This window comes from Alcaligenes sp. LTN-3, assembly GCF_059735605.1.
The window spans coordinates 1,627,689-1,651,702 of the sequence record NZ_JCAPDN010000001.1; the positions used below are offsets into that span (position 1 = coordinate 1,627,689).

Sequence of the window (24,014 nt, forward strand, 5' to 3'; positions counted from 1 at the left end):
CGATCATCATGGGAACCATCAAATTACGCAAATGGGATAGTGCCGAACACCTCCAAACCGAGGAAGACATGGTGCTATACCTAGAAGCCTGCATGGAGGAAGCTGGCAACGATGCCGCTTTCATTGCAAAAGCCTTGGGCAATATTGCTCGCGCCAAGGGCATGAGCCAGTTGGCTAAAGAAACGGGCTTGGGACGTGAAAGCCTGTACAAAGCCCTGTCAGGCGAAGGCAATCCAAGCTTTGGCACCATTCTAAAAGTCATGCACGCCTTGGGAATCAAACTGCAACCACAGCTTGCTCCTCACAACTCCTAACCCCACACGTATTCCAACCCAAACATAACCGGTGCAAGCGTCATTTCTCCGTCCGCCCTTCAGGATCAGACAAGAAACTCTTGTTCTTCCTACATACAGGCTATTTTGCTGGGTGCCTGTTTCAAATGACTGCTGGCCGCGGAGGGTCCTGAACCATGCCAGCGTGCCAGCTCTCGTATGCGCTCTATCAGGCTGGCAGCCGCTTCGCTCATGCTGCCTGTCTCTCGTGGGTAGGCCATCAATAACTCGCAACGCGGGCCGCCGCCGATCAAGGGTCGTGACACCACGTTCTTGGGCATGAAGTATTCCGCGTAGGTTGGCAACAAGGTGTAGCCCAATCCAGCTGCGACCAGATTAATGCTCATCAGGGGGTTGGCCGAATTGTAGGTATGCTCGGGCACCACCTTGTGATGGGCCAGATAGCGAGCCAGCACATCGTGCATGGAGCGGCCATAAGAGCGATCCACGGCAATCATGGGCAGGCGGTTCAAACGCGCCGGAGGAATCAAGCTATACGCTTCCAGGCGATGACCTTTGGGTAGATAGACCCGCAAGGGCTCATCCAATACCACTTCGCTACAAACATTGGTGGCTCGCACCGGGCCACGCATGAAAGCCAGATCCAGTTCCCCTCGGGCCATGGCGCCTTCTTGCTCGTTGGATGTCAGGCTACGCAGCACCACATCCACCTGGGGGAAAGCCGCCCGAAAAGCGGGCAATACCGCTGGAAAGATACGCACCTCTGCCGCCGGGACAAAGCCTATCGTCAGCACTTCCCTGGCTTGCGAAGCCGCCTTGCCCGCACGTATCACCGCCTCTTCCACTTTTTGCAAAATCTCGCGGGCGTCATCCAGGAAAACGGCTCCGGCCTCCGTCAACTCGACCTTGCGACGAGTACGGTTCAACAAGGGATAACCAATATCCTCTTCCAGATTGCGGATCTGCTCACTCAAGGAGGGTTGAGAGGTATAGAGCCGCTCAGCAGCACGGGTGAAATTCAACTCTTCCGCGACTGCAACGAAGTAACGCAAGTGTCGCAATTCCAAGTTAGTCTCCTGTCAAATTAGTCGCCCTGTCCGGCTCTGACCCGAACAGCATAGGGCTCGGCCTGCGGTATTTCTCCCGAACAAGCCGTTCTTGCAAGCACTATTGTCGCTGCTCCAAAGGCGTTACAAGCGACTGCGATTTTCATTGCTGCAGCGCAGCAATTGGGATTCTCGTAAACCCTAAGTACCTGTAAAGCCGCATCAATATTGGCCTTCAGACTTAAACCCTATACATGCCAGGGTCTTAAAGCCGACTTATCGGGTTTGCCGATCACCCGATCTAAAGCAAGTATTGGTCGAATTCATTTCAAGCTTCTACATTTTGCCGTTGGCGACAAAAACCTGTTTCGCAAAAGCACGCATTGCAATAGCGAGGAGCAAGCGATGGGAATCAACCCTGAAAAAATCGAAGCCTTGGTCGATGCACGTAATGGACGCGTTACCCCTTCCATTTACACCGACCCGGATATTTATGAGCTGGAGCTGGAGCGCATCTTTGGCCGCACCTGGCTGTTCCTGTGTCACACCAGCCAGATCCCCAAAGCGGGAGACTTCTTCAATACCTATATGGGCGAGGACCCGATTATCGTTGTCCGTCAAAAAGACGGCTCGATCAAGGCCTTCCTGAACCAATGCCGACACCGCTCGATGCGCGTGTCCTATGCCGACTCGGGCAATACCAAAGCCTTTACCTGTCCCTACCACGGCTGGAGCTATGGCACCAACGGCGATCTGGTGGACGTACCGCTGGAGCCGCGCGCCTATCCGCAAGGCTTGTGCAAGGAAAAGTGGGGTCTGCAAGAAGTGACCCGCGTCAAAGTATACAAGGGTCTGGTCTTTGGCAACTGGGATGCGAGCGCTCCTGATCTGGAAGAATACATGGGCGATATCGCCTGGTATCTGGACGGTGTGTTGGACCGACGCGAAGGCGGGACTGAAATCATTGGCGGGGTTCAGAAATGGACCATCGAATGCAACTGGAAATTCCCCGCTGAGCAATTCGCTTCCGACCAATACCACGCTCTGTTCTCGCACGCTTCTGCTGTGCAGGTGCTGGGCCAAAAACCGGGTGACGAAGACAAGGCGCTAGGTGCCGGTCAAACCGCCCGCCCTGTCTGGGAAACCGCCAAAGACGCCGTCCAATATGGCCAACGCGGCCATGGCAGTGGCTTCTTTTTTACCGAACAGCCCGATGCCAACGTGTGGGTAGACGGTGAGGTCTCGCAGTACTTTCGCGACACCTATGCCGAAGCGCACGAGCGCCTGGGCGAAGTGCGTGCCCTGCGTCTGGCTGGCCACAACAATATGTTCCCGACACTGAGCTGGCTGAACGGTACCGCAACGCTGCGCGTCTGGCATCCACGCGGCCCGAACCAGGTGGAAGTCTGGGCATTTTGTATTGCCGATGCCGCCGCTCCCGACAATGTGAAGGCGGCCTTTGAACGCAGCGCCACCCGCGCTTTTGGTCCTGCCGGATTCCTGGAGCAGGACGACTCCGAGAACTGGGCTGAGATCCAAAAAATCCTGCGTGGCAAACGCGCCCGTGGCACCCAGTTGTGCATGGAAATGGGCCTGGGTAACGAAGGTCTGCGTAGCGACGGCGTGCCAGGCGTCACCAACTACATCTTCTCCGAAACCGCCGCTCGCGGCCTGTACAAGTACTGGGCCGACCTGATGGTGTCCGAGACCTGGGATGAAGTCCTGGAGCGCAGCCGCGTCTACGAAGAGGAGTTGGTGAAATGAGCGCCGTCATTGAAGAACCGACCCAAACAGCCATCGTCGATATGCAACTGCATCATGAAATTGCTGACTTCCTGTACATGGAAGCCGAGTTGCTGGACGACTGGCAGTTTCGCGACTGGCTGGACCTGCTGTCCGAGGATGTGCACTACCACATGCGCAGCACCACCAATGCGCAAACCCGCGACCGTCGCCGCAGCGTGCAGCCACCCACCACCTGGATCTTTAACGACAACAAGTTCCAACTGGAACGTCGCGTCGCTCGCCTGGAAACCGGCATGGCCTGGGCCGAAGAACCTCCTTCGCGCACCCGCCACTTTGTCAGCAACCTGCGTATTCGCCCCACTGCCGACGGCCAGGGTTACGAAATTCGTAGCAACTACATCCTGTACCGCGCCCAGAAAGAGAAGGACGAGACCTGGTACGCCGGCAAACGCCTGGACTATGTACGCCGTGCAGACAACCGCTTTGGTTGGGAGCTGTATGAACGCGAGATCGTTCTGGATCAAGTGGTCATTACATCCCACAACCTGAGCGTTCTGTTCTGACCCTGCTCACTTTCCGATGTTGATTGATATGACACGCATTACCGCATGTGAAACCGGTGCCCTGGCCGATGGCGAGGCACTGAAGATAGACACTCCCGACCGTCAGATTGCCCTGTTCAATATTGATGGCACCTTCTATGCGACTGACGACCGTTGCACACATGGCAACGCGTCCATGTCCGAAGGCTATGTCGAGGACGATGGCACGGTGGAGTGCCCACTGCACGCTGCCCGTTTCTGCCTGAAAACGGGCGCGGCCCTGTGCCAACCCGCCACCGAGGCGCTACGTACCTATCCGGTGATCATCAGCGAAGGCATGGTCTATATCGATCTGGAGGCCCAGGCATGAACGGCTGGCTACAAAACGAAGTCGCTTTGATCACCGGCGGCGGCTCAGGCCTGGGTCTGGCATTGGTGGAGCGCTTTCTCCAGGAAGGCGCATCCGTGGCGGTACTGGAACGCTCGGCAGAAAAATGTGCCGATCTGGAACAGAAGTTTGCAGGCAAAGTGCTGGCTATCCAGGGCGATGTGTGCAGCGCGGCGGACAACCAGAAAGCCGTGGCTGCCACGGTTGCCCGCTTTGGCAAGCTGGACTGTTTTATTGGCAACGCCGCAGTCTGGGACCACGGTGCCCGGCTGATCAACACCAGCATCGAGCAATTGGATACTGGCTTTGACGAGCTGTTTGCCATCAACGTCAAAGGCTATCTGCTCGGTGCCAAGGCAGCCGCCGCTGAACTGGTTAAATCCTGCGGCAGCATGATTTTCACCTTAAGCAATTCGGCCTTTTACGCCGAAGGCGGCGGCCCGCTCTATACCGCCAGCAAACATGCAGCGGTCGGTCTGATTCGCGAGCTGGCGTTTGAGCTGGCCCCTAAAGTGCGTGTCAACGGCGTGGGGCCCTGCGGCATGAAAACCGATCTGCGTGGCCCACAAGCCTTGGGCCAGCAAGATACGCGCATCATGGACTCGCGCTCGCCCGACGCCATCAAAGCAATTTTGCCCCTGCAATTCTTTCCCGAGCCTGAGGAATTTACCGGCCCCTTTGTGCTGCTGGCCTCGCGCCAGAACAACCAAACGCTGACCGGCGTCATGATCAATGCCGACGCAGGCCTGGGAATACGCGGCATACGTAATGTGGCCGGTGGACTGGAGCTGTGATGCAGACACCTCATATTGTGATTATCGGGGGTGGACAAGCCGGAGCCACGGCCGCCGCTGAACTGCGCCGCCGTGAATTTGCCGGGCAGATCACCCTGGTCGGTGAGGAGCCGTACCTGCCCTATGAGCGTCCGCCCTTGTCCAAAGATGCCTTGTTGGACCCGGACAATGTGCAGCTCAACGTGCATCCGGAACACTTTTACACCGAGCAGAACATCACCCTGAAACTGGGGGTTCGTGCGGATACGATTGATGCTCAACAAGGCTGCGTCACCCTATCCAATGGCGAAACCCTAAAGTATGACAGCCTGTTGCTGGCTACCGGCGCACAAGCCCGCCGTCTGCCCGAGCTGGACGCGCTGGGTTCGGTATCGCATGTATTGCGTACGCTGGACGACGCCAACCGTATCCGTACCCAGCTCAAACCTGGCAGCCATGTCTTGCTGGTCGGAGCGGGCGTTATTGGTTTGGAACTGGCCTCCAGCCTGATCGCCTTAGGTGCCAGTGTAGAACTGATTGACCCCGCCGCCCGGGTCATGTCGCGCAACGCACCGGAAGTCCTCAGCCAGTATCTGCAGACCGTACATGAAGCGCGCGGCGTGCGCTTTCACCTGGGCACACAGGTCAGCAAGGCCCACCTCGACCAAGAACAGAAAGTCGTGCTGGCACTGGACAATGGCCAGCAGTTGCAAGGCGACCTGCTGATTTACGGTGTCGGTGTGACGATTGATACCCGCTTGGCCGACAGCGCCGGATTGCACACCGAACAAGGTGCCATCGTGATTGATGAGCATGGTCGCAGTTCCCAGCCTGCCATTTATGCGGCGGGTGACACTACCGTGCAAATCGGTATGGATGGACGCTGGCAACGGCAAGAAACCTGGGAAAACGCCAATCATCAAGCCTGCATGGCCGTCTGCCACATGCTCAACCAGGAGCCGGCTCAGGCCAGCCCGGCTTGGTTCTGGACAGACCAATGCGATATGAACATCCAGTTTGCCGGGGATATGGCCGCTGCCCACTGGATTGTGCGCGGCGATCTGGACACGCCTCCTTTTGTCCTGATTGGTCTGGACCCCGAAGGGGCCATCTGTGGAGCCATCACCGTCAATCAAGGCCGTGACATGCGCCCGCTTAAAGAGCTGATCGAACACCGGGCTGTCCTGCCGCTGGAAGTATGGAACGACACTGCCCAGAACCTGCGCAACCTGGCCAAACAAATCGCGCAGGCAACAAACAGCCCAGCCGCAATAGCTGCAGTGGCAGTCGAAGCAGCGGCCCCCTTACACCCATAATCAGAGTCAGGAGACTGGCATGCAGGCACACCTGGAGTGTCTTTCACACACGCCGTTGCTGGGTCACCACGACCCGGCCCAAGCCGTACTGGACGAAGTTTTTGCGGTACAGAAAGCCGCCCGCGAACGTGTCGCGGCTTTCAAACCTGATCTGATCGTGCTGTTCACTCCCGATCATTTCAACGGTTTTTTCTACAACGTCATGCCCAGCTTTTGCATAGGCACGGGCGCCCATGCCATTGGTGATTTTGACAGCCTGGCCGGACGCCTGGACGTGCCCTTCGAGCTGGCGACACAATGCGCCACCCATGTGATCAATAGCGGCGTGGATGTGGCCATTTCGCACGATATGCAGCTCGATCATGGTGCCGCCTATCCGCTGGAACATCTGGTGGGTAGTCTGGATCAGTACCCGGTCATCCCGGTGTTTATCAATTCGGTGGCCGCCCCCTTGCCGACCTTCAAACGTGCCCGTTTGCTGGGCGAGGCCATCGGGCAATGGGCCCGCTCGACCGGCAAGCGCGTGCTGTGGATCGGTTCGGGTGGCTTGTCGCATCAACCTCCTGTGCCGGTGTATGCCGAGGCACCCGATGCCGTGCGTCGCTCGCTCGATGGCGAAGGCTACACGCTCTCGCCCGAGGCGCGTGCCGCCCGTACACAACGCACCATTGATGCCGGCAAAGCCTTTACTCAGGACCCTTCTGTTCTGCACCCACTCAACCCCGAGTGGGACCAGGGCTTTCTGGATCTGCTTCAAACACAAAGCTACCAACAGCTCGATGAAGTGGCGAACGATGACGTCTCGGCACTGGCCGGGCGCAGTGCCCACGAGGTTAAGACCTGGGTGGCCGCTTTTGCCGGACTGTCAGCCTATGGCCCTTATGAAGCGGGGCATCGCTATTACCGCGAAATTCCCGAGTGGATTGCCGGCTTTGGTGGCTTGTCCGCCCATCCGCGCCAGAACTGAAATCCACCACAACAAAACCTCAGGAGATTGTCATGAGTCTGAATGAATCTGATTACAGCCGTTTCGCGACCGTGGTCGAGGAAGGCAAAGAACTGCGCATCCATTACAACGATTTGGGCCAGGGTGAACAGACGGTCGTCATGTTGCACGGCTCAGGCCCCGGTGCCACCGGCTGGGCCAACTTCAACCGCAATATTGAACCGCTCACGCAAGCTGGCTACCGCGTCTTGCTGATCGATTGCCCTGGCTGGGGCAAGAGCGATTCCATCGTCAACAGCGGTTCGCGCTCGGACCTGAACGCCCGTGTGGTGAAAAGCATTATTGACCAACTGGGCATAGACAAAATCCACATGCTGGGTAACTCCATGGGCGGTCATAGCTCGGTTGCCTTTGCCCTGACCTGGCCTGAACGTGTGGCCAAGCTGGTTCTGATGGGTGGCGGCACGGGTGGCATGAGCCTGTTTACTCCTATGCCCAGCGAAGGTATCAAGCTGCTGAACGGCCTGTACCGCGAACCCACGCTGGAAAACCTGAAACGCTTTAACAATGTGTTCGTGTTCGACGCCAGTGTGCTGACCGACGAGCTGCTGCAAGCGCGCCTGAACAATATGCTCAGCCGCAAGGATCACCTGGAAAACTTCCTGAAATCGCTGGAAGCCAACCCACGTCAGTTCCCGGATTTCAGCCCGCGTCTGCCCAGCATTAGCGCTCCTACCCTGATCATCTGGGGTCGTCAGGATCGTGTTGTGCCTTTCGATACCGGCCTGCGCCTGCTGGCAGGTATCCCCAATTCCGAGCTGCACGTCTACAACCAATGCGGTCACTGGGCGCAGTGGGAGCATGCCCAGAAGTTCAACCAGTTGGTTCTGGATTTCCTGGAGCGTTGAGATGAGCGAAACATCCAGCGATCTGCTCGACACCCTGGCCAGCCGTTTGCGCCAGGCCGAGAACAGCAGTCAGTCCATCGAGCCGATTCGCAGCCTGATTGGTGAAGACAATGCCGAGGCAGCCTACACCATCCAGCGCATCAATATTGCCCGAGGTCTTGCCCAGGGCCGTCGCCTGACAGGCCGCAAGATTGGCCTGACCAACCCCAAGGTCCAGCAGCAACTGGGCGTGTCGCAACCCGACTTTGGCGCCCTGTTTGCCGACATGGCCTATGGCGATGGCGAAACCGTTCCTGTCGAGCGCGTCCTGCAACCGAAGATCGAGGCTGAAATTGCCCTGGTGCTGGAGCGCGACCTGCCCCATGCCGACACCAGTTTTGGCGATGTCGCCGCCGCTGTGGGCTGGGTCATGCCCTCGCTGGAAATCGTCGGCAGCCGCATCGCCAACTGGGATATCCGCTTTGTGGATACCGTGGCCGACAACGCCTCCAGCGGTCTGTACGTGCTGGGCGGCCCGGCCCGCCGCCTGGACGGTCTGGACCTGCGCAATGCCCGCATGAGCCTGCATCGCAATGGGGAACTGGCCTCCAGTGGCAGTGGTGCCGAATGCCTGGGCCACCCCTTTAATGCCGCCGCCTGGCTGGCTCACACCATGGCCAAACTGGGCGAACCGCTACGGGCCGGCGATCTGATTCTGACCGGTGCCCTGGGCCCGATGGCACCCGTTGCCCCCGGCGATCATTTTGAAGCCGTGATCGAGGGCATAGGCTCGGTATCCGTCACCTTCAGCGCAGGCTAAGTCCTCTTTGTACGGAGTAACACACATGACAAACCCCAACGGCATTACCGTCGCCATCATTGGCTCGGGCAATATCGGCACCGACCTGATGATCAAGGTGATGCGCCAAAGCAAGCACCTGAAAATGGGCGCCATGGTCGGTATCGACCCGGCCTCCGATGGCCTGGCCCGTGCGGCCCGCCTGGGCGTGCCCACCACCCATGAAGGCCTGGACGGGCTGTTGAAGCTGCCCAACTTCAAGGACATTCGCATCGTGTTTGATGCGACCAGCGCCGGTGCCCACGCCCGTCACAATGCCGTCCTGCAAGAGCACGGCATCCAGGTGATTGATCTGACACCTGCCGCCATTGGTCCATACACGATCCCGGTGGTCAACCTGGACGACAATCTGGACGCCCCCAACATCAATATGGTGACCTGTGGCGGACAAGCCACCGTGCCCATTATTGCGGCCGTCTCGCAAGTGACCCCGGTGCATTATGCCGAAATCATTGCCTCGATCTCGTCCAAATCGGCTGGTCCGGGCACCCGCGCCAATATTGACGAATTTACTGAGACCACCAGCAAAGCCATGCAGGTCGTGGGCGGTGCCACCGTGGGTAAAGCCATTATTGTGCTCAACCCGGCCGAACCACCCTTATTGATGCGCGATACCGTCTACACCCTGAGCGATCCGGGCAAGGAAGCGGAAATCGAACAATCCATCCAACGCATGGCCGACAAGGTGCAGGCCTACGTGCCGGGCTATCGCCTCAAACAAAAAGTGCAGTTCGATGTCATCCCCGAGGACAAGCCCATCAATGTGCCTGGTCTGGGATGGCGTTCCGGCCTGAAAACCTCGGTGTTTATCGAAGTCGAGGGCGCGGCCCACTATCTGCCCGCCTATGCCGGCAATCTGGACATCATGACCAGTGCGGCATTGGCCTGCGCCGAGCGTCTGGCCCAAACCCGCCTGCTGACGCAAACCGCATGACACGCAAGGACATCACAATGGCACACGATCCCAACAAGAAGCTCTATATCTCCGATGTGACCCTGCGCGACGGCAGCCACGCGGTGCGTCATCAATACAGCGTGCAAAACGCCATGGATATTGCCCGTGCCCTGGACCAGGCCAAGGTCGATTCCATTGAAGTGGCCCACGGCGATGGTTTGTGCGGCTCCAGCTTTAACTACGGTTTTGGCGCGCACACCGACCTGGAATGGATTGAGGCCGTCGCCTCGGTTGTCACGCACGCCAAGATTGCCACCTTGCTGCTGCCCGGCATTGGCACCATCCACGATCTGAAGGCTGCCTACGACGCCGGTGCCCGCACCGTGCGGGTGGCCACTCACTGTACCGAGGCAGATGTCAGCAAGCAGTACATCGAATATGCCCGCAATCTGGGCATGGACACGGTGGGCTTTTTGATGATGAGCCACATGACGACCCCGCAACACTTGGCCGAACAAGCCAAGCTGATGGAAAGCTACGGGGCGACCTGCTGCTATGTGGTCGATTCAGGCGGTGCCTTGAACATGAATGATGTGCGTGACCGTTTCCGCGCCTTCAAGGACGTGCTCAAGCCCGAGACCGAAACCGGCATTCACGCCCACCACAACCTGTCCCTGGGTGTGGCCAACAGCATTGTGGCCGTGGAAGAAGGCTGCGACCGTATCGATGCCAGTCTGGCGGGCATGGGCGCAGGAGCCGGCAATGCGCCCTTGGAAGTGTTTATTGCTGCCGCCGCACGCATGGGCTGGAACCATGGCACGGATCTGTACACCTTGATGGATGCAGCGGACGACATTGTGCGCCCCTTGCAAGATCGCCCCGTACGCGTCGATCGCGAAACCCTGGCCCTGGGCTATGCAGGCGTGTACAGCAGCTTCTTGCGTCACAGCGAAGTGGCCGCACAGAAATACGGCCTGAAAACCGTGGACATTCTGGTCGAACTGGGCAAACGCCGCATGGTGGGCGGTCAGGAAGACATGATCGTGGACGTGGCTCTGGACTTGCTGCAACGACAGGGCACCACGGCCTGATTTCAAAAAACTAAAAAGTTCTACCCCCGGCTCACCGCCGCTTTATCGCGCGATGAGTCGGGTTTCTGCACCCTGAATTCGGGGCGGGCAGGTGGCAGAAGCAAGAAAAAAAACGTCCCGGTAAACCGAGGAGACATTGAAATGACACAAACCCACGGCCGCAAGCACGCGGTCATTACGGTGGCGATCTGCTTTCTGATCGCTGTTATCGAAGGCATGGATATCCAGGCCGCTGGCATTGCCGTGAAAGGCGTGGCGGCAGAGTTCGGTCTGGATAAAACCTACCAAGGCTATTTTTTAAGCGCAGGCATTCTAGGGCTACTGCCCGGTTCGCTCATGGGCGGGCGCTGGGCAGATAAATACGGTCGCAAAGCCGTGTTGATTGCCTCGGTCGCCATCTTTGCCCTGTTTACCTTGTTCACCGCTTGGGTCAACAGCCTGGCCACCTTGTTGCTGGTGCGCTTTCTGGCCGGTGCTGGTTTGGGCGCAGCCATGCCCAACCTGATCACCTTGGCTGCCGAGTCCGTCAAACCCGAACACCGTGCCCGCGCCGTGGGCATGATGTATGCGGGCATGCCCGTTGGTGCAGCCATCTTGTCGCTGGTAGCCGCTTCCAACTTTGGCGAGAACTGGAAAAACATCTTCTACCTGGGTGGCTTGCTGCCTCTGCTGGTCATTCCCGTGATGGTGTGGCTGCTGCCTGAGTCACGCGAGTTTTTGCAAGCACGCCAGAATCGAACCATCGTACAAGGCCGCTTCCAGGACCTGTTCAGCAATGGTCTTGCCGCCCGTACCCTGCTCTTGTGGGTCAGCTATTTCTTCACATTGATGGTGGTGTATCTGATGCTGAGCTGGCTGCCCTCCCTGTTCCAGGAGCTGGGCTTTAGCCGTAAACAAGGCAGCACCGCCCAATTCTGGTTCATGGTCAGTGCAACCGTGGGCACCGTCTTGCTGGGCTATCTGACAGACCGCTGGCATAAGGCTTTGGTCATCGCCCTGATGTATGGCGGAATCCTGGCCGGTTTGCTCAGTTTGAACGGTGCTTCCGGGCTGGAGCAGATGTATTGGGCCGCCGCCTTGACTGGTGCTTTTGTGATCGGCTGCCAGGGTGTCTTGTATGCCTTTGGCGGCATCGTCTACCCCACTGCCGTGCGTGCCACGGGTGTTGGCACCGCCGCCGCAGTAGGCCGTATTGGCGCCACCCTGGGCCCCACCATTGCAGGCATGTTACTTAGCCAGGGCTATGGCGCTGCTGGTGTGATCACCTCCGCCATCCCCTGCATTATTGTCTCGGCACTGTGCATGTTCCTGGTGGTACGTCAGATCAGTCAGGAGCAGACACAGGCATCCGGCACCTGCGCCCTGCCTGCAGCAGGGAAAGCCTAAAAGCAGAGCGGATTGCAGACCAACACCAAGCTGTGTGGTCCGCAGGGCAATCCTTCCATAAGCAGCCCTTGTGCTAAGCTGCTGCCAACCAAGCGAAGGCACTAAAGACATGAGCCGCCCCCCAACGACGAAGCCCGTATTCGACTTTGGGGGCGGCTCGAAATGGCACAGCCATCTTTTACAATGCCATGCCTGTTTTGCCCAAGCAGACTGATCGGCGGCCATCCCTGATAAGAATGAAAACAAGAATAAAGAATGACGGGATACAATGGCCGGCTGCTACTTTGACAGCATTTTTCTATAGCCTGGCCTAACCCTGCTGCGGGGAAACAAGAACAAGGCGCCAGGCCCAGCACGGAAACACGAGTGATGGACACAGTCATACTTCTTCTGATCGCCGCTATTGCCCTTCATTTTGTGCGGGCACGCTATCAACGCGGGCGCATTATCTTGCTGGGCCACCATCTGAGCAGCTTTCAGTTGGAACGCCACATGGAAACGCTGACAGAAGGCTATACCCGTGCGATTGGCGAACAGGATCTCTCGCGCCAACAGCAGGTTCTGGACATGTTTTCCCAGACTGAAAACGCCGTGGCTACCCAGATTCAATCCTTGGCCGATGCACTACAAAAAGAACCGGCAGAAAACACCCGTGTGGGCATGTTGCCTTTTTGTGTGCCTTACGCAGAACGAATCATCCCGTCCATGACGCGCGACTTTCGCCAGCTTTTGCAGATTCATGCCGCCGGTTTGCGCCATGTTGTCGACAATCCCGAGCAGTTGGACTCCAAAAGCCGGGCCTATCATTTGTCAGCCGAACTTTATCTGTTCCAACATAGCTGTCACTGGTTTTGCAAGTCCAAAACCGTGGCCGATGCACGCTTGCTAGCACGCCATAAAGTCACTCATCAAAAAGTGTTGGAGTCCGTGTCTGCCCAGACTCGCAGCGCCTATTTGCGCTGGCAGCAAGGCCAGGACAAGCAGTAAAAAAGGAGCCAGAACGGCTCCTTTTTTTATACATCACTATCATGACGACACCACCATCCGCACCGCAAAAGCCTCTGAAAAGTCTGGTATGAATTGTTCACGACTTTGCCGTTGGAACAGAACGACTGCTACGCCTGCACTTGCCCCCCAAAACAAAGCTGTGCAAGTGGCAAGAGCCAAACTTTAGCCCACATGGTTCGTTGAAAGGGCAAAGTCGGTTTCTTGATTTGCCTGCTCGTCACATCACACTCCTTATTCATCCATAATTAATTCCGGCCTATATGCAAATCGGCTTGAAATAAATTTTAAGAGTGTGAATTCTTTATTTATCTCAGACTATTCTTAGTTTTACTTTTCAACGACTTATATACAATCACACCTTACATGGGTTAATTGTCAATAACTGCAAAGTCACCCCAAACACCTCTTGACATGCGATTAATTAAAAAACCAACCCAGCCAATCAATTAATTTCATTTTTAAGAATAGTCCTAAATCTTTTCACCGATTGATTTCCTAAACTTCAATTGTGCTCTAAACCAAGCACATACCTGGGAACCTTCGAGCGCCCCAAGGCGTACAACAAGGTTGCTTCGTTTGTCCAACAACCGGAAGTCAAATCAATCATGAAAAAGATCCTTTTAGGCCTCACCATCCTTTCCGCTTTCGCCGCTGCCGGTGCTCAAGCCGAACCTGTTCTTGGTGCTCGTGGCAACATCAGCTTTATCGGTAGCATCAACGCTGACAGCTGCACCGTGCGCACCCCTGGTGCATCCAGCTCCGGCGCCAACATGCTGGTAGACATGGGCCCCGTCTCGGCCAAGACTCTGGGTACCGAAGCCGTACCTGCCACCTCCGAAGGCGGCCTGACCTCCATCGCCAAGAACATCGACATGCAAGTTGAATGTGCCAGCGGTACGAAAGTTGAACTGAAACTGGCCCCTACCACTACCTCCGGCAAGGGTATTGCAGTGACTGGCGGTGCACAAAACGTGCAGATCATGTTGCTTAGCAACGAAAACGTTCTGGACTTTACCGGCGGCTCGGCCACGCTGGAAGCTCCTTACGTTAACGGTTCCATCAACATCCCTCTGACCGCGTACTACACCCGTAAAGCCGGTACTGAAGTTGCTGATGTCGTTGGCGGCCAAGCCAATGCCACCGTCGCTTACGAGCTGTCTTACGAATAAGACTGCCTAAGCTGCTGGCAAAGGGATTTCCCCTTGCCAGCACCCACCCTCAAGGAGAATGAACCATGTCTATCTCAACGTTCAAGAAACTGGCTTTTGGATGTCTAACCCTTGGCGCTGCGCTGTTAAGCAGCCATGCACAGGCATCAATCTCCTTGAGTGGTACCCGCCTGATCCTGCCCGAAAAACAACAAGAAGCGTCCATCGTAGTTCGCAACGAAAATTCGCCTGTACTGATTCAGTCCTGGTTGGAAACGAATACCGACCACGATCAAGCGGAACTACCTTTTGCTATCACACCCGCACTGGTCAAAGTTGCCCCGAACGCACAGCAGGTGATGCGTGTGCTTTACGCCGGTGGTGAGCAAGGTCTGCCCCGCGACCGTGAAACCGTACTGTGGCTGAACGTTCAAGAAATTCCACAGCAAGGCCCTGGCGACAATCAACTGCAGATTGCCATCCGCCAACGCATCAAATTATTTTTCCGCCCTGACGGCCTGCCCGATTCGGCAGAGCAGGCCCCCGCTCAATTGCAGTGGTCTGTGGTGAACAGTCAGGGCAAACCCATGCTGGAGGTGCACAACCCCAGCGCCTACCACGTATCCATGTCCACCCTGAGCACCGCCAAAGGTCAGGAAATGGAAGACCCCGGCATGATTGCCCCTGGCCAGACTCGTCTCTTGCCACTGGGCCGCTCGGGTGCCCAGGACACCTTGCGGTTTCGGGCCATCAGCGACTATGGCAGTGCCGACCCTTATGAAGTTCGCCTGAACGGGCAGAACAAAGTTCAGGGCCGCGCCTTAAATCCGGACGCACCATAAAACGGCGGCCTAGACCGCCCAGCCTCCCCCGCCTCACGTCTGACCCTTTCGGCTACTGGCTCCCAGCCAGTAGCAGGAGCCCTTGCACGTCTTCGAATCGTCCAACACGCCCCCTTGGGTGCAGAGTCATGTCCAAAAAAAATCGCCTGTCCTGCCATCGCATTCGCCCCGTCAACCGCCAACCTCAGGCTACGTTGCGTCTTGCTTTGTTGCCCTGCCTGGTCATCATGGCCTGCGCAACCCAGGCCCAGACAGACTCCTCCATCCGCATTCCTGCTCCTGAAGACACCAAGGCAGAATCCGTTCAAGTTGCCGCTCTGGATACAACAGACTCCATCGGCTTTAACATGGCCTTCCTGCAAGGCAATGCCTCCACAGCCGATCTGCGCACCTTGCTCTCCAACAGCAACGTCCCTGAAGGCGTGCAGCGCGTGGACTTGTATGTCAACCAGCAACGCACTGGGCGGCGCGACATCACCTTCAAACGCAACCCACGCACGGATGACAACGAACCCTGCTTTAACCAGGAGATGCTGGAACAAGCCGGTGTTGACCTGAGCAAACTGCCTACCCCTGTGCCGGCCGAGGCAAGCTGCCTGCGTTTGCCAGAGATCGTGCCTGAAGCCACTGCAACCTATGAAAGTAGCCAATTACGTCTGCTGCTGAACATTCCACAGATTTACATGAATCCCAGCAGACGCGGTTATGTCGACCCTTCTCTGTGGGACTCGGGCCAGACGGCTGCTTTTGTGAACTACGGCGTAAACGTGCGCCGGGATCAAAGCAAAGGTATGTCCGCTACCAATGACCTCAGCGCAGACCTGCGCATGGGCGTGAATATTGGCCCCTGGCGTATACGCAACAACTCCTACTACAGCTCGGGCACCAACCGTTCCAGCACCTTTACCAGTCAGAACACCTATGCTCAGCGCGACATCGTCGCCCTGAAAAGCCAATTGGTGGCTGGGCAGACCTATACACGCTCCCCACTGTTTAACAGCGTGCGCTTTATGGGTGTACAAATGCACTCGGACGAGGCCATGCGTCCCGACAGCGAGCAAGGCTACGCACCCGTGATCCGTGGCACGGCCGAGAGCAATGCCACAGTGGAAGTGCGCCAGAACGGCTATGTGATCTACACCACCAACGTGGCACCCGGCCCTTTTGCGATCAGCGACCTGTCTCCTTCAGGCTCGAACGGTGATCTGGAAATCACTATTATCGAAGCCGATGGTTCGCGCCGCATCTTGCGCCAAGCCTTTTCCGCTCCGCCCCTGATGGTGCGCGAGGGCCGCCTGAGCTATGACATTGCGGCTGGCCAGCTACGCCTGAACGAAGACATGCAAGAGCGCCCCAATTTTGTTAGCGGCTCCATGCTATATGGCGTCAGCGCCAATACGACGCTGGCCGCCGGGGTACAGGCGTCCAAAAACTTCAGCGCCTACTCCCTGGGCGTAGGCATGAATACCCAGTTAGGTGCAGTGTCACTGGATGCAACCCGTTCCACCAGCCGTGTCCAAGGCCAGCAATCCCAGGGCACCAGCGTGAACTTGCGTTACAACAAATTCCTCGAAACCACTGGCTCGAACGTGTCCGTCACCATGCGTCACGACCTGAGCCGTGGCTATCGCACCCTGTCCGATCATGTGCAGGCAACACAAGCACCTGCTCACCTGCGCATGTCTGGGTCACACAACTCTCGCCAGCGTATTGATGCCAACATCAGCCAGCCCTTAGGCGGTGGCAATCTCTACCTGAACGCCTCCTATAACAAACATTGGGAGAACACTTCCTCCAACAGCCTGTCGGTGGGCTACAGCAACCATATCGGCAAGGTGAACTACAACCTGGCCTACACCCGCACCCGGAATTTGCACTCCTCCTTTAGCCCCACGCGCTCCCATGACAATGCCATCATGCTGACGCTGAGCATGCCCTTGGGCAGCGGCTCCCATGCTCCACAAAGCTTTACTAGCATCAATCACGACAATAATGGCAACTCGGTCCAAGCCGGTGCCAGTGGCTTGCTACCTACCGACCGTGAGATCAGCTACGCTGTCGCAGGCGGACGCACCGTTGCCGGCGAAAGCAATGCATCGGTCAACGTCGGCACGACCACTTCTTTTGCCCGTATGAATGCTGGTTACTCCTATGGCAACCGTCACAACTCCGGCAACTTCTCGGCCAACGGTTCAATTGTGGCGCACGGTGGCGGCGTCAACCTGGGTCAGGCACTGGGCGAGACCTTCATGCTGGCCAAAGTAGAACCCGCCGTAGCCGGTGTCGGAATCTCCAGCCATGTCGGTGTCGAAACAGGCTCAAATGGCTACGCCATCATCCCGCATGCCACGCCGTACCGCGGCAATCACGTCAGTCTGGATACACGCCACGCTCCCAAAAACGCCGAATTCGACAACGCCGTACAGCAGATTGTCCCGACGCGTGGTGCTGTTGCACTGGCAACTTTCAAGGCCGAGGTGGGTTACCGCGTGCAGTTTGAACTACATGACGAACAAGGAGTCGCCCTGCCCTTTGGCGCCATGGTGCGCAATGCCGCCGGCGAACAACTGGGTATGACAGATCCACGAGGTCGAGTCTTGACCATGGTGTCCCCCGAGCAAATGCGTGGTCACCTGGACATTAGCCGTAACGGTCAGTTGTGCCGCGCTCGCTACGAGCTGTCCGAGAACACAGACGAACTGAACTATCAACTGGTCCGCCTGAACTGTGTCCACCGCGATCCTGACCCTATCCTTCCCGGCAATCTGGCCAAGCAAGGCAAGGCCCAAGACAGCGCAGCATGAGCAAGCCCAGCCACCCATCAAGCCACGGCCCTATGCGTGAGAACCTGCCCCCCATGCAGGTTCCACGTTTTCCCAGTGTTTTGTTGGCAGCCCTGTCTTTGATTCTGATTCTATGCGCATCACTAGGGACAGGCGCCTATTTGTACTCGTCTGCCACACACCTGATTTCCGAGTATCGCCGTCAACTCAACAGCGCCGCAGACCATGCTCAGCTCTTCTTTGACCAGCGCGAGGTTCTCTTGCGTGCTGTGGCCGCCAGCGCAGTTTCCCCAGACTCGTTGACCTTGTCGGCCAATAGCGGCAATCTGCAAGCCATTGACACACCAGACAATGGCGCGCTTGATCACTACACCTTGCTGCTGACGCGCCGCCACTGGAACGCCATCCATCGCACTGGCAAGCTGCGTTACATCAAGCTGAATCCTGCCCAGGATTTTCGTCTGGAGCAACATGGCCAGAATCTGAGGTGGGAGCAGCACATCGATGCCTTGGCCACGCGCTTGAGTACGATCAATCAAGAACCCCATGCCCGTCAGGTTACCGTGGTCTGGCTGCATCATGATGATGCTCCCTCCTCGCGGCTGGTGGCCTATACACCGATTGATCGAGAAAACCGGCTGGGGGCCTGGCTGGGTCTGGAACTACGAGACATAGATCAAGCCCTGACCTTATCCGCTCCCCCGCCCGGAACCGAACACATCCTGTTCGATATACGCGGTCAAGCCGTCTTGTACAGTAGCGCCCCACCTGATCCGTCTGAATTGCGCTGGCTACAGCAAGACTACTTTGGCTTTGATGGCAAAGCCTGGCCAGAACATATCATTCTGAGTAAATCCATTGGCAGCGGGGGTTTGCGAGTGCTCTACGCCCTGCCCACTCAGCGATTGCTGCACGATGGTCGCGGCGCCCTGATCACCGCCTTATTGACCCTTACCATCTTTACCACCGTTGTTCTGGTCGGGGCTTGCCTGATCCGACGCCGTTTGCTGCTGCCTGCCCGCCAGCAACAGCAAAGCCTGGTCGATAGCGTGTCCTTGAATCGCAAGCTGATTGCCATGGCCCCTGTCGGCCTGACCCTGGTCGATGCCCAGGGCCAGGTGATCTTTCAAGAGAACCTGCAAGCACGAACCTGGATGCAAGGTGACCATCAATGGCGCTCGCGGCTGCCAGGAGAGCATGAGCAAAGCGCCTGCTCCGACATCACCCTGAAGGATGGTCGTAGTGTGCGTGTGCATGCCATCAGCCTGAACTACCGTGGCAAGCGGGCAGCATTGTGTTCAATCATCGACATCACGACCGAGAAAGCAGAAGAGGCGGCCCTGCGTCATTCCCGCCAATTGGCTGAAAATGCCAATATCGCCAAGACCCAGTTCCTGACCACGATGAGCCATGAAATCCGCACGCCTCTGTACGGCATTCTGGGAACACTGGAACTGCTATCGCTTTCCGAGAAACATCAGCACCCTTCGCCCTACATGGACACCTTGCGCCGCTCGGCCGAAACCCTGTTCCGGGTGGTGGGCGCATCGCTGGATCTGTCACGCATTGAAGCTGGCCACGTTTCCCTTGAACCGCGCGAATTTACACCACAAGAGCAGATTGATGACGTGATTGCCGCCTTTGCGGCCACAGCGCAAAACAAGGGCTTGCTGCTGTATTCAGTGACTCCGGTACGGGCCTTGACCACCACCATTGGCGATTCCTTGAAAATCCGCCAAATTCTGAGCAACCTGGTCAGCAATGCGATCAAGTTCACCACCTCCGGCCATGTTGTACTGCGCCTGCATACCGAACCCCAGCCCGGTAATCGTCTGGCTCTGCGCTTTCAGGTAACGGACTCGGGCCAGGGCATCAGCGCGGATATGCTGCCCAAGCTGTTTTTGCCGTATTTCAGTGCCCACAAAAGCGGCATCAACCAGCAACCGGGTACCGGTCTGGGTTTGCCGATTTGCCAGCGCCTGGCCAGTTTGATGGGTGGCTCCCTGTCTGTGGTCAGCGAACCCGGACTGGGCACCAGCATTAGCTTTGAGGTGGTTTTACCGGTAGCCACCCCATCGGCAACCCCGACGGCACCCAAGTCCAAACTGGCGTTCCAGCCTGTGTATGTCGCCGGGGACATCCCTGAAATCGTCTCCAATGTCAGCAAATGGCTGCGCCACTGGGGGGCCTATGCCTTGCCTTATACCGGACAGCCCGCCAAACCCGGCTCCGTTCTAGTCCACAGTTGGCCATCTTTTGCCACCAGCACACCTGAATGGACAGGCCGCCAGGTGATGGTTCAAACCCATGCTCAGACTACTGCTATACAAGCAGACAATCCAGACCATTTCTACACCGCCTCAAGCGCGATGGAACACGTCACGCAGGCGGTGCAACTGGCTCAATCTCTGGCCTGCCCGCCTCAACGAGCCGGGCAAGATATTGGCCCTTCCATGCGCTCACAACATGTGCTGGTTGTTGACGATAATCCGGTGAACCAGCAGATTCTTCAGGAGCAGTTAAGCGTATTGGGCTGCACTACCCACCTGGAAGCCAGTGGCGAAGCGGCCTTGGTACTGACAGACAAAAACCGCTTTGATATTGTCTTTACCGACCTGTTCATGCCCGGCATGGATGGCTACAGCCTGGCCCGCGCCCTGCGGGCAGAAGGCTACCAGGGACGCATTATTGGCATTACGGCCAATGCCATTTTGGACAAAGACAAAGAATGGTCCACCGCAGGCATGGATGCCCTGCTGATCAAGCCTTTGCCGATGGCGGCCTTGCGCGCCAGCCTACAAGCTCCGACACCCTAAGTTTGCCTCACCATCTACGGCTCCCGCGTCGCCATCACGACGCTGGACGGTATGATATGGCAGGACTTGCCCCACACGGCGCCCCCACGGAGAACCATGGCCAACTCACCCTTTAATCGTATGACGCGACGCTCGCGCGGACACACACGGCTGCTGCTGGGCGTTATTCCTGTCTCATTCATGTTGCTCGGCGCGCTGGTCGTAGGCGGTCAGCACTTTTTCAGCAATGAACGCCACCGCCTGGCGTCCGACTTCAACGTGACCTTGGCCTACATACAGGAGCAAGAACGATTTTTGGCCCAGCTCAAGGCCGATGCAGCCAAGTTGCAGGCCGGGCCACAACCCGAGCCCCCACCCGTAGAAAGCAGCCATGCCGTCAGCATCTGGCGCCCCACCGCCAGCGTGTCTTTTTCCATGATTTGCGAGCAGCATTGCCGTGCATCCAAACAGGACTACGGCACGCTGGGTGCCGATCTGGCCGATAGTTTTGCCTCCTTCTGGGCCCGGTCCTATTTCCCATCCGGTTACTTGTTCCTGTTTCATCCCGACATGGAAGACAGTTTGAGCATTCCGGAGCTGGAGTCTTCCCGCACCGATACGGTCCTGCCCATTGCCTCGCACAAAGAAGCACGCCAACACATTCAGCCACCCGGCGAACTGGCCTCCAGTCCATCTGCCGTGAAATGGGTTTCCTTACCCGAACACCCTCTGCACATGCTGGGCATCATTCCGATCTCCCTGCCTGGCCTGCCCCTGCCCGGTGCGAACCCCTCTCTGTTTCAGGCAATGAGTCTGTTCGACAAGGGCCGACTGCGCGAGTTCTTCAATCAATCCGAAGCCCCACTGGGCTATCGCTTCTGGCTGCACCATGCTGCACAAGGCCTGTTAATCGGGGAAAACAACTCCCCCGCCCTAGAGCAAGATGGCTTTACCATCAGCCTGCAGGGATTGGCCTTCCAGATGAGCGATCCCTCGGGAACCTGGACGGGCCGCTATCTGATCAGCCCCAGACAACTGCTAAACAGCACCTGGGTACCATTGGGCACTGTGGTGTTCTTATTATTAAGCCTACTGGGCGGCCTGGCCTATGCCCGCTGGTATGGACGCCAAGTGGTAGAGCCAGCCCGTCAGGCACAGCGCGCTTTGCTGGAAAGCCAGGACTTTAATCGCAATCTTATTGATACCTCACCGGCGGCCCTGTGCGTGATCAGCAAGGACAAGCGACAGATTATTTTCGGCAATGCTCAGGCGCTGGAGTGGTTGGAGCTAAATGCAGGCGACACCTTACCCGAGCAATCTCCCCTGTCCCTGGCTTTGAACGAACTGCAACAACAAGGACCGGATGCGAACGAAGGCAAAGTGGACTTGCCCGATGGTCGCAGTCTGCACTTGGCCTGCGCGCCCAGTCGCTACCATGAGCAAGACGTCTTGCTATGCGTTCTGATGGATTTGACGGCCCAAGAGGAAATCCAGCGGGAACTAGAGCGTGCTCGCGCTGCGGCAGACGAAGCCAGCACCGCCAAGTCCTCGTTCCTGGCCACCATGAGCCATGAAATTCGCACGCCTTTGTACGGAGTCCTGGGCTCTTTGGAGTTGCTGTCCATGACCGAGCTGGATGGCCAGCAGCATCAGCAAGTGGACCGAATACAGGGGGCCTCGCGCCAACTGCTGCAAATCATCAGCGACATTCTGGATATCAGCCGAATTGAAGCAGGCCAAACGCATGTGCAGTCCGTGCCGCTGGATCCCATCGCCCTGGTACAAGACTGCACCGCCACCTACACCGCTATGGCCCAGCAAAAAAACCTGCTGTTGTTCTGTCACGTGGACCCGAACGTACCACGCAGCGTATTAGGCGACCCGCTGCATATACGCCAGATTCTGAGCAATCTGATCAGCAACGCCATCAAGTTCACCCAGGCGGGCCACATTATTGTTCGATTGCGTCTGGAGCAGCTTACACAGGACAAAGCACAACTACTGTTTCAAGTCGCCGACAGCGGGGTGGGCATCGAGCACGAACGCCAGGACAAGCTGTTTACCCCCTTTTATGTGGCCCACTCAGGCGAGCACACGATACGCGGGGCGGGCCTGGGCTTGTCCATCTGCGCCCGTCTGATCGAACTGATGGACAGCCAGATTCAACTGACCAGTGAACCCGGTCTGGGGAGCAGTTTTTCTTTTATGCTGAACCTGGATATCGCACCCGCAGGCGATCAAACTCACCCTGCACCGGATCTGCAAGGCATGAAACTGCATATACGCACTCCCCATGCCGAGCTATCCGAGTCAATTTGCGTCTGGCTCAATCGCTGGAATGCCCAAGCCCAGGCCATGCTGCCCAGCTATCCGCTGACCGGTAAAACCGAAGATATCTTGCTCGATGTGATGATGCCCAACAGCAATCCGGCGCCCCACTGGCCAGGCCCTTATATCAGCGTTTCTGCACGCGACGGCAGCGCCACCTTGCCCGAGGCCGACGGCACCAACCCGGAAAGCATTGCCCTTGCGCTGGAGCGTTGGCAGACACAGCAACACGTCCCCTCCGAACAAAAAACGGTAGTCACCAAGACGGTCATCACGCCCCCGAGCCGCCCCGGTCCGCATGTGTTGATAGCAGAAGACAACCCGATCAACCAGGTCACCTTGCGTGAACAGTTGGAGCGTTTGGGCTGCCAGGTCACCCTGGCCCAGGACGGCGAAGAAGCACTGAGCTTGTGGGATGGCCATAGCCACGATCTGCTGCTGACTGACGTCAATATGCCTAATATGACCGGTTACGAACTGGCCCGACGCTTACGCGCTCAAGGCATGAACGCCCCCATTGTTGGTATTACCGCCAACGCCATGCGCGACGAAGCCCAGCGTTGCACACAGAGTGGCATGAACGCCTGCCTGGTCAAACCCATGAATCTGGCCACCTTGGGAAATTTGCTGGAATCCTTGATCCGCTCACCCATACCGCAGCGTTACAAGAAGATTTTTTGCAGCACCATGAGCAAGGATCTGGAGGCCTTGGAACACGCCCTGAAAGAAAAAAACGCGACCCAAAGCCAAGCCATTTTGCACCGTATCGCTGGCGCGCTAGTCATGATGGGTTTGCAGGAAATCGCAGACAAAGTGAAAGAACTGGAACAGAATTTCAGGCAAAATACTCAACAAACCGACACACAAGTTCAAACAGCCATCGCCGTGTGCAATGCACTACGCGACCTGATCGAACAAGCTTAGCAAAACAAGCAAGGAACC

The 24,014-nt window shown here is 57.3% G+C and carries 19 protein-coding genes; 18 read left to right on the forward strand and 1 reads right to left on the reverse strand.

The features are described 5' to 3' along the window. Positions 1-8 precede the first annotated feature (8 nt). Complete coding sequence (locus tag AC6I6N_RS07610) at positions 9-314, forward strand: addiction module antidote protein (RefSeq protein ID WP_094197432.1); 306 nt, start codon at positions 9-11, stop codon at positions 312-314. Positions 315-403: 89 nt separating this feature from the next. Here the strand turns inward: AC6I6N_RS07610 and AC6I6N_RS07615 are convergent, their stop codons facing one another. Beyond that, the gene (locus tag AC6I6N_RS07615; RefSeq protein WP_108727827.1) at positions 404-1,360 is read right to left on the reverse strand and encodes a LysR substrate-binding domain-containing protein; all 957 of its coding nucleotides are present in this window, start codon (positions 1,358-1,360) and stop codon (positions 404-406) included. 384 nt (positions 1,361-1,744) lie between these two features. Between AC6I6N_RS07615 and hcaE the strand changes: the two genes are divergently transcribed. The 17 genes from hcaE (at position 1,745) to AC6I6N_RS07700 (ending at position 23,996) form a co-directional block, all read left to right on the forward strand. Next, on the forward strand, positions 1,745-3,103 hold the full coding sequence (gene hcaE / locus AC6I6N_RS07620) for a 3-phenylpropionate/cinnamic acid dioxygenase subunit alpha (protein WP_094197434.1): 1,359 nt from the start codon (positions 1,745-1,747) through the stop codon (positions 3,101-3,103). Next, the gene (hcaF, locus tag AC6I6N_RS07625; protein WP_094197435.1) at positions 3,100-3,648 is read left to right on the forward strand and encodes a 3-phenylpropionate/cinnamic acid dioxygenase subunit beta; all 549 of its coding nucleotides are present in this window, start codon (positions 3,100-3,102) and stop codon (positions 3,646-3,648) included. The genes hcaE and hcaF overlap by 4 nt, the downstream gene beginning before the upstream one ends. 28 nt (positions 3,649-3,676) lie before the next feature. Further along, positions 3,677-3,997, forward strand: a complete 321-nt coding sequence (gene hcaC / locus AC6I6N_RS07630; protein WP_094198412.1) for a 3-phenylpropionate/cinnamic acid dioxygenase ferredoxin subunit — start codon at positions 3,677-3,679, stop codon at positions 3,995-3,997. Further along, entirely contained in the window at positions 3,994-4,809 is an 816-nt protein-coding gene (gene hcaB / locus AC6I6N_RS07635) for a 3-phenylpropionate-dihydrodiol/cinnamic acid-dihydrodiol dehydrogenase (protein WP_094197436.1), read from the forward strand. The genes hcaC and hcaB overlap by 4 nt, the downstream gene beginning before the upstream one ends. Beyond that, entirely contained in the window at positions 4,809-6,104 is a 1,296-nt protein-coding gene (gene hcaD / locus AC6I6N_RS07640) for a 3-phenylpropionate/cinnamic acid dioxygenase ferredoxin--NAD(+) reductase subunit (RefSeq protein WP_497943363.1), read from the forward strand. The genes hcaB and hcaD overlap by 1 nt, the downstream gene beginning before the upstream one ends. A 19-nt stretch (positions 6,105-6,123) precedes the next feature. Further along, positions 6,124-7,071 carry a 3-carboxyethylcatechol 2,3-dioxygenase gene (locus AC6I6N_RS07645; RefSeq protein WP_094197437.1) on the forward strand — a complete coding sequence of 316 codons (948 nt, stop codon included), beginning with the start codon at positions 6,124-6,126 and terminating at the stop codon, positions 7,069-7,071. Positions 7,072-7,103: 32 nt separating this feature from the next. Next, positions 7,104-7,958: an alpha/beta fold hydrolase gene (locus tag AC6I6N_RS07650; RefSeq protein ID WP_249459932.1), complete on the forward strand. Its 855-nt coding sequence runs from the start codon at positions 7,104-7,106 to the stop codon at positions 7,956-7,958. A 1-nt stretch (position 7,959) separates the two neighbouring features. After that, the gene (gene mhpD / locus AC6I6N_RS07655; protein WP_497943364.1) at positions 7,960-8,757 is read left to right on the forward strand and encodes a 2-keto-4-pentenoate hydratase; all 798 of its coding nucleotides are present in this window, start codon (positions 7,960-7,962) and stop codon (positions 8,755-8,757) included. A 25-nt stretch (positions 8,758-8,782) separates the two neighbouring features. Next, positions 8,783-9,730, forward strand: a complete 948-nt coding sequence (locus AC6I6N_RS07660) for an acetaldehyde dehydrogenase (acetylating) (RefSeq protein WP_497943365.1) — start codon at positions 8,783-8,785, stop codon at positions 9,728-9,730. Between the two features lie 17 nt (positions 9,731-9,747). Beyond that, the gene (gene dmpG, locus AC6I6N_RS07665) at positions 9,748-10,782 is read left to right on the forward strand and encodes a 4-hydroxy-2-oxovalerate aldolase (RefSeq protein WP_094197440.1); all 1,035 of its coding nucleotides are present in this window, start codon (positions 9,748-9,750) and stop codon (positions 10,780-10,782) included. Between the two features lie 141 nt (positions 10,783-10,923). Further along, on the forward strand, positions 10,924-12,168 hold the full coding sequence (mhpT, locus tag AC6I6N_RS07670) for a 3-(3-hydroxy-phenyl)propionate transporter MhpT (RefSeq protein WP_094197441.1): 1,245 nt from the start codon (positions 10,924-10,926) through the stop codon (positions 12,166-12,168). Between the two features lie 369 nt (positions 12,169-12,537). Beyond that, a complete protein-coding gene (locus AC6I6N_RS07675) occupies positions 12,538-13,155 on the forward strand; it encodes a hypothetical protein (protein ID WP_321278782.1) in 618 nt (205 codons plus the stop codon). 626 nt (positions 13,156-13,781) lie between these two features. Further along, the gene (locus AC6I6N_RS07680; RefSeq protein WP_321278783.1) at positions 13,782-14,345 is read left to right on the forward strand and encodes a fimbrial protein; all 564 of its coding nucleotides are present in this window, start codon (positions 13,782-13,784) and stop codon (positions 14,343-14,345) included. A 65-nt stretch (positions 14,346-14,410) separates the two neighbouring features. Then, on the forward strand, positions 14,411-15,166 hold the full coding sequence (locus AC6I6N_RS07685; RefSeq protein WP_497943366.1) for a fimbrial biogenesis chaperone: 756 nt from the start codon (positions 14,411-14,413) through the stop codon (positions 15,164-15,166). A 128-nt stretch (positions 15,167-15,294) separates the two neighbouring features. Beyond that, on the forward strand, positions 15,295-17,970 hold the full coding sequence (locus AC6I6N_RS07690) for a fimbria/pilus outer membrane usher protein (RefSeq protein ID WP_497943367.1): 2,676 nt from the start codon (positions 15,295-15,297) through the stop codon (positions 17,968-17,970). Then, a complete protein-coding gene (locus tag AC6I6N_RS07695; protein ID WP_497943368.1) occupies positions 17,967-20,765 on the forward strand; it encodes an ATP-binding protein in 2,799 nt (932 codons plus the stop codon). Before AC6I6N_RS07690 ends, AC6I6N_RS07695 begins: the two co-directional genes overlap by 4 nt. Before the next feature lie 96 nt (positions 20,766-20,861). Next, positions 20,862-23,996 (forward strand): hybrid sensor histidine kinase/response regulator, encoded by a 3,135-nt coding sequence (locus AC6I6N_RS07700; RefSeq protein ID WP_497943369.1) that lies wholly within the window; start codon positions 20,862-20,864, stop codon positions 23,994-23,996. Positions 23,997-24,014 lie beyond the last annotated feature (18 nt).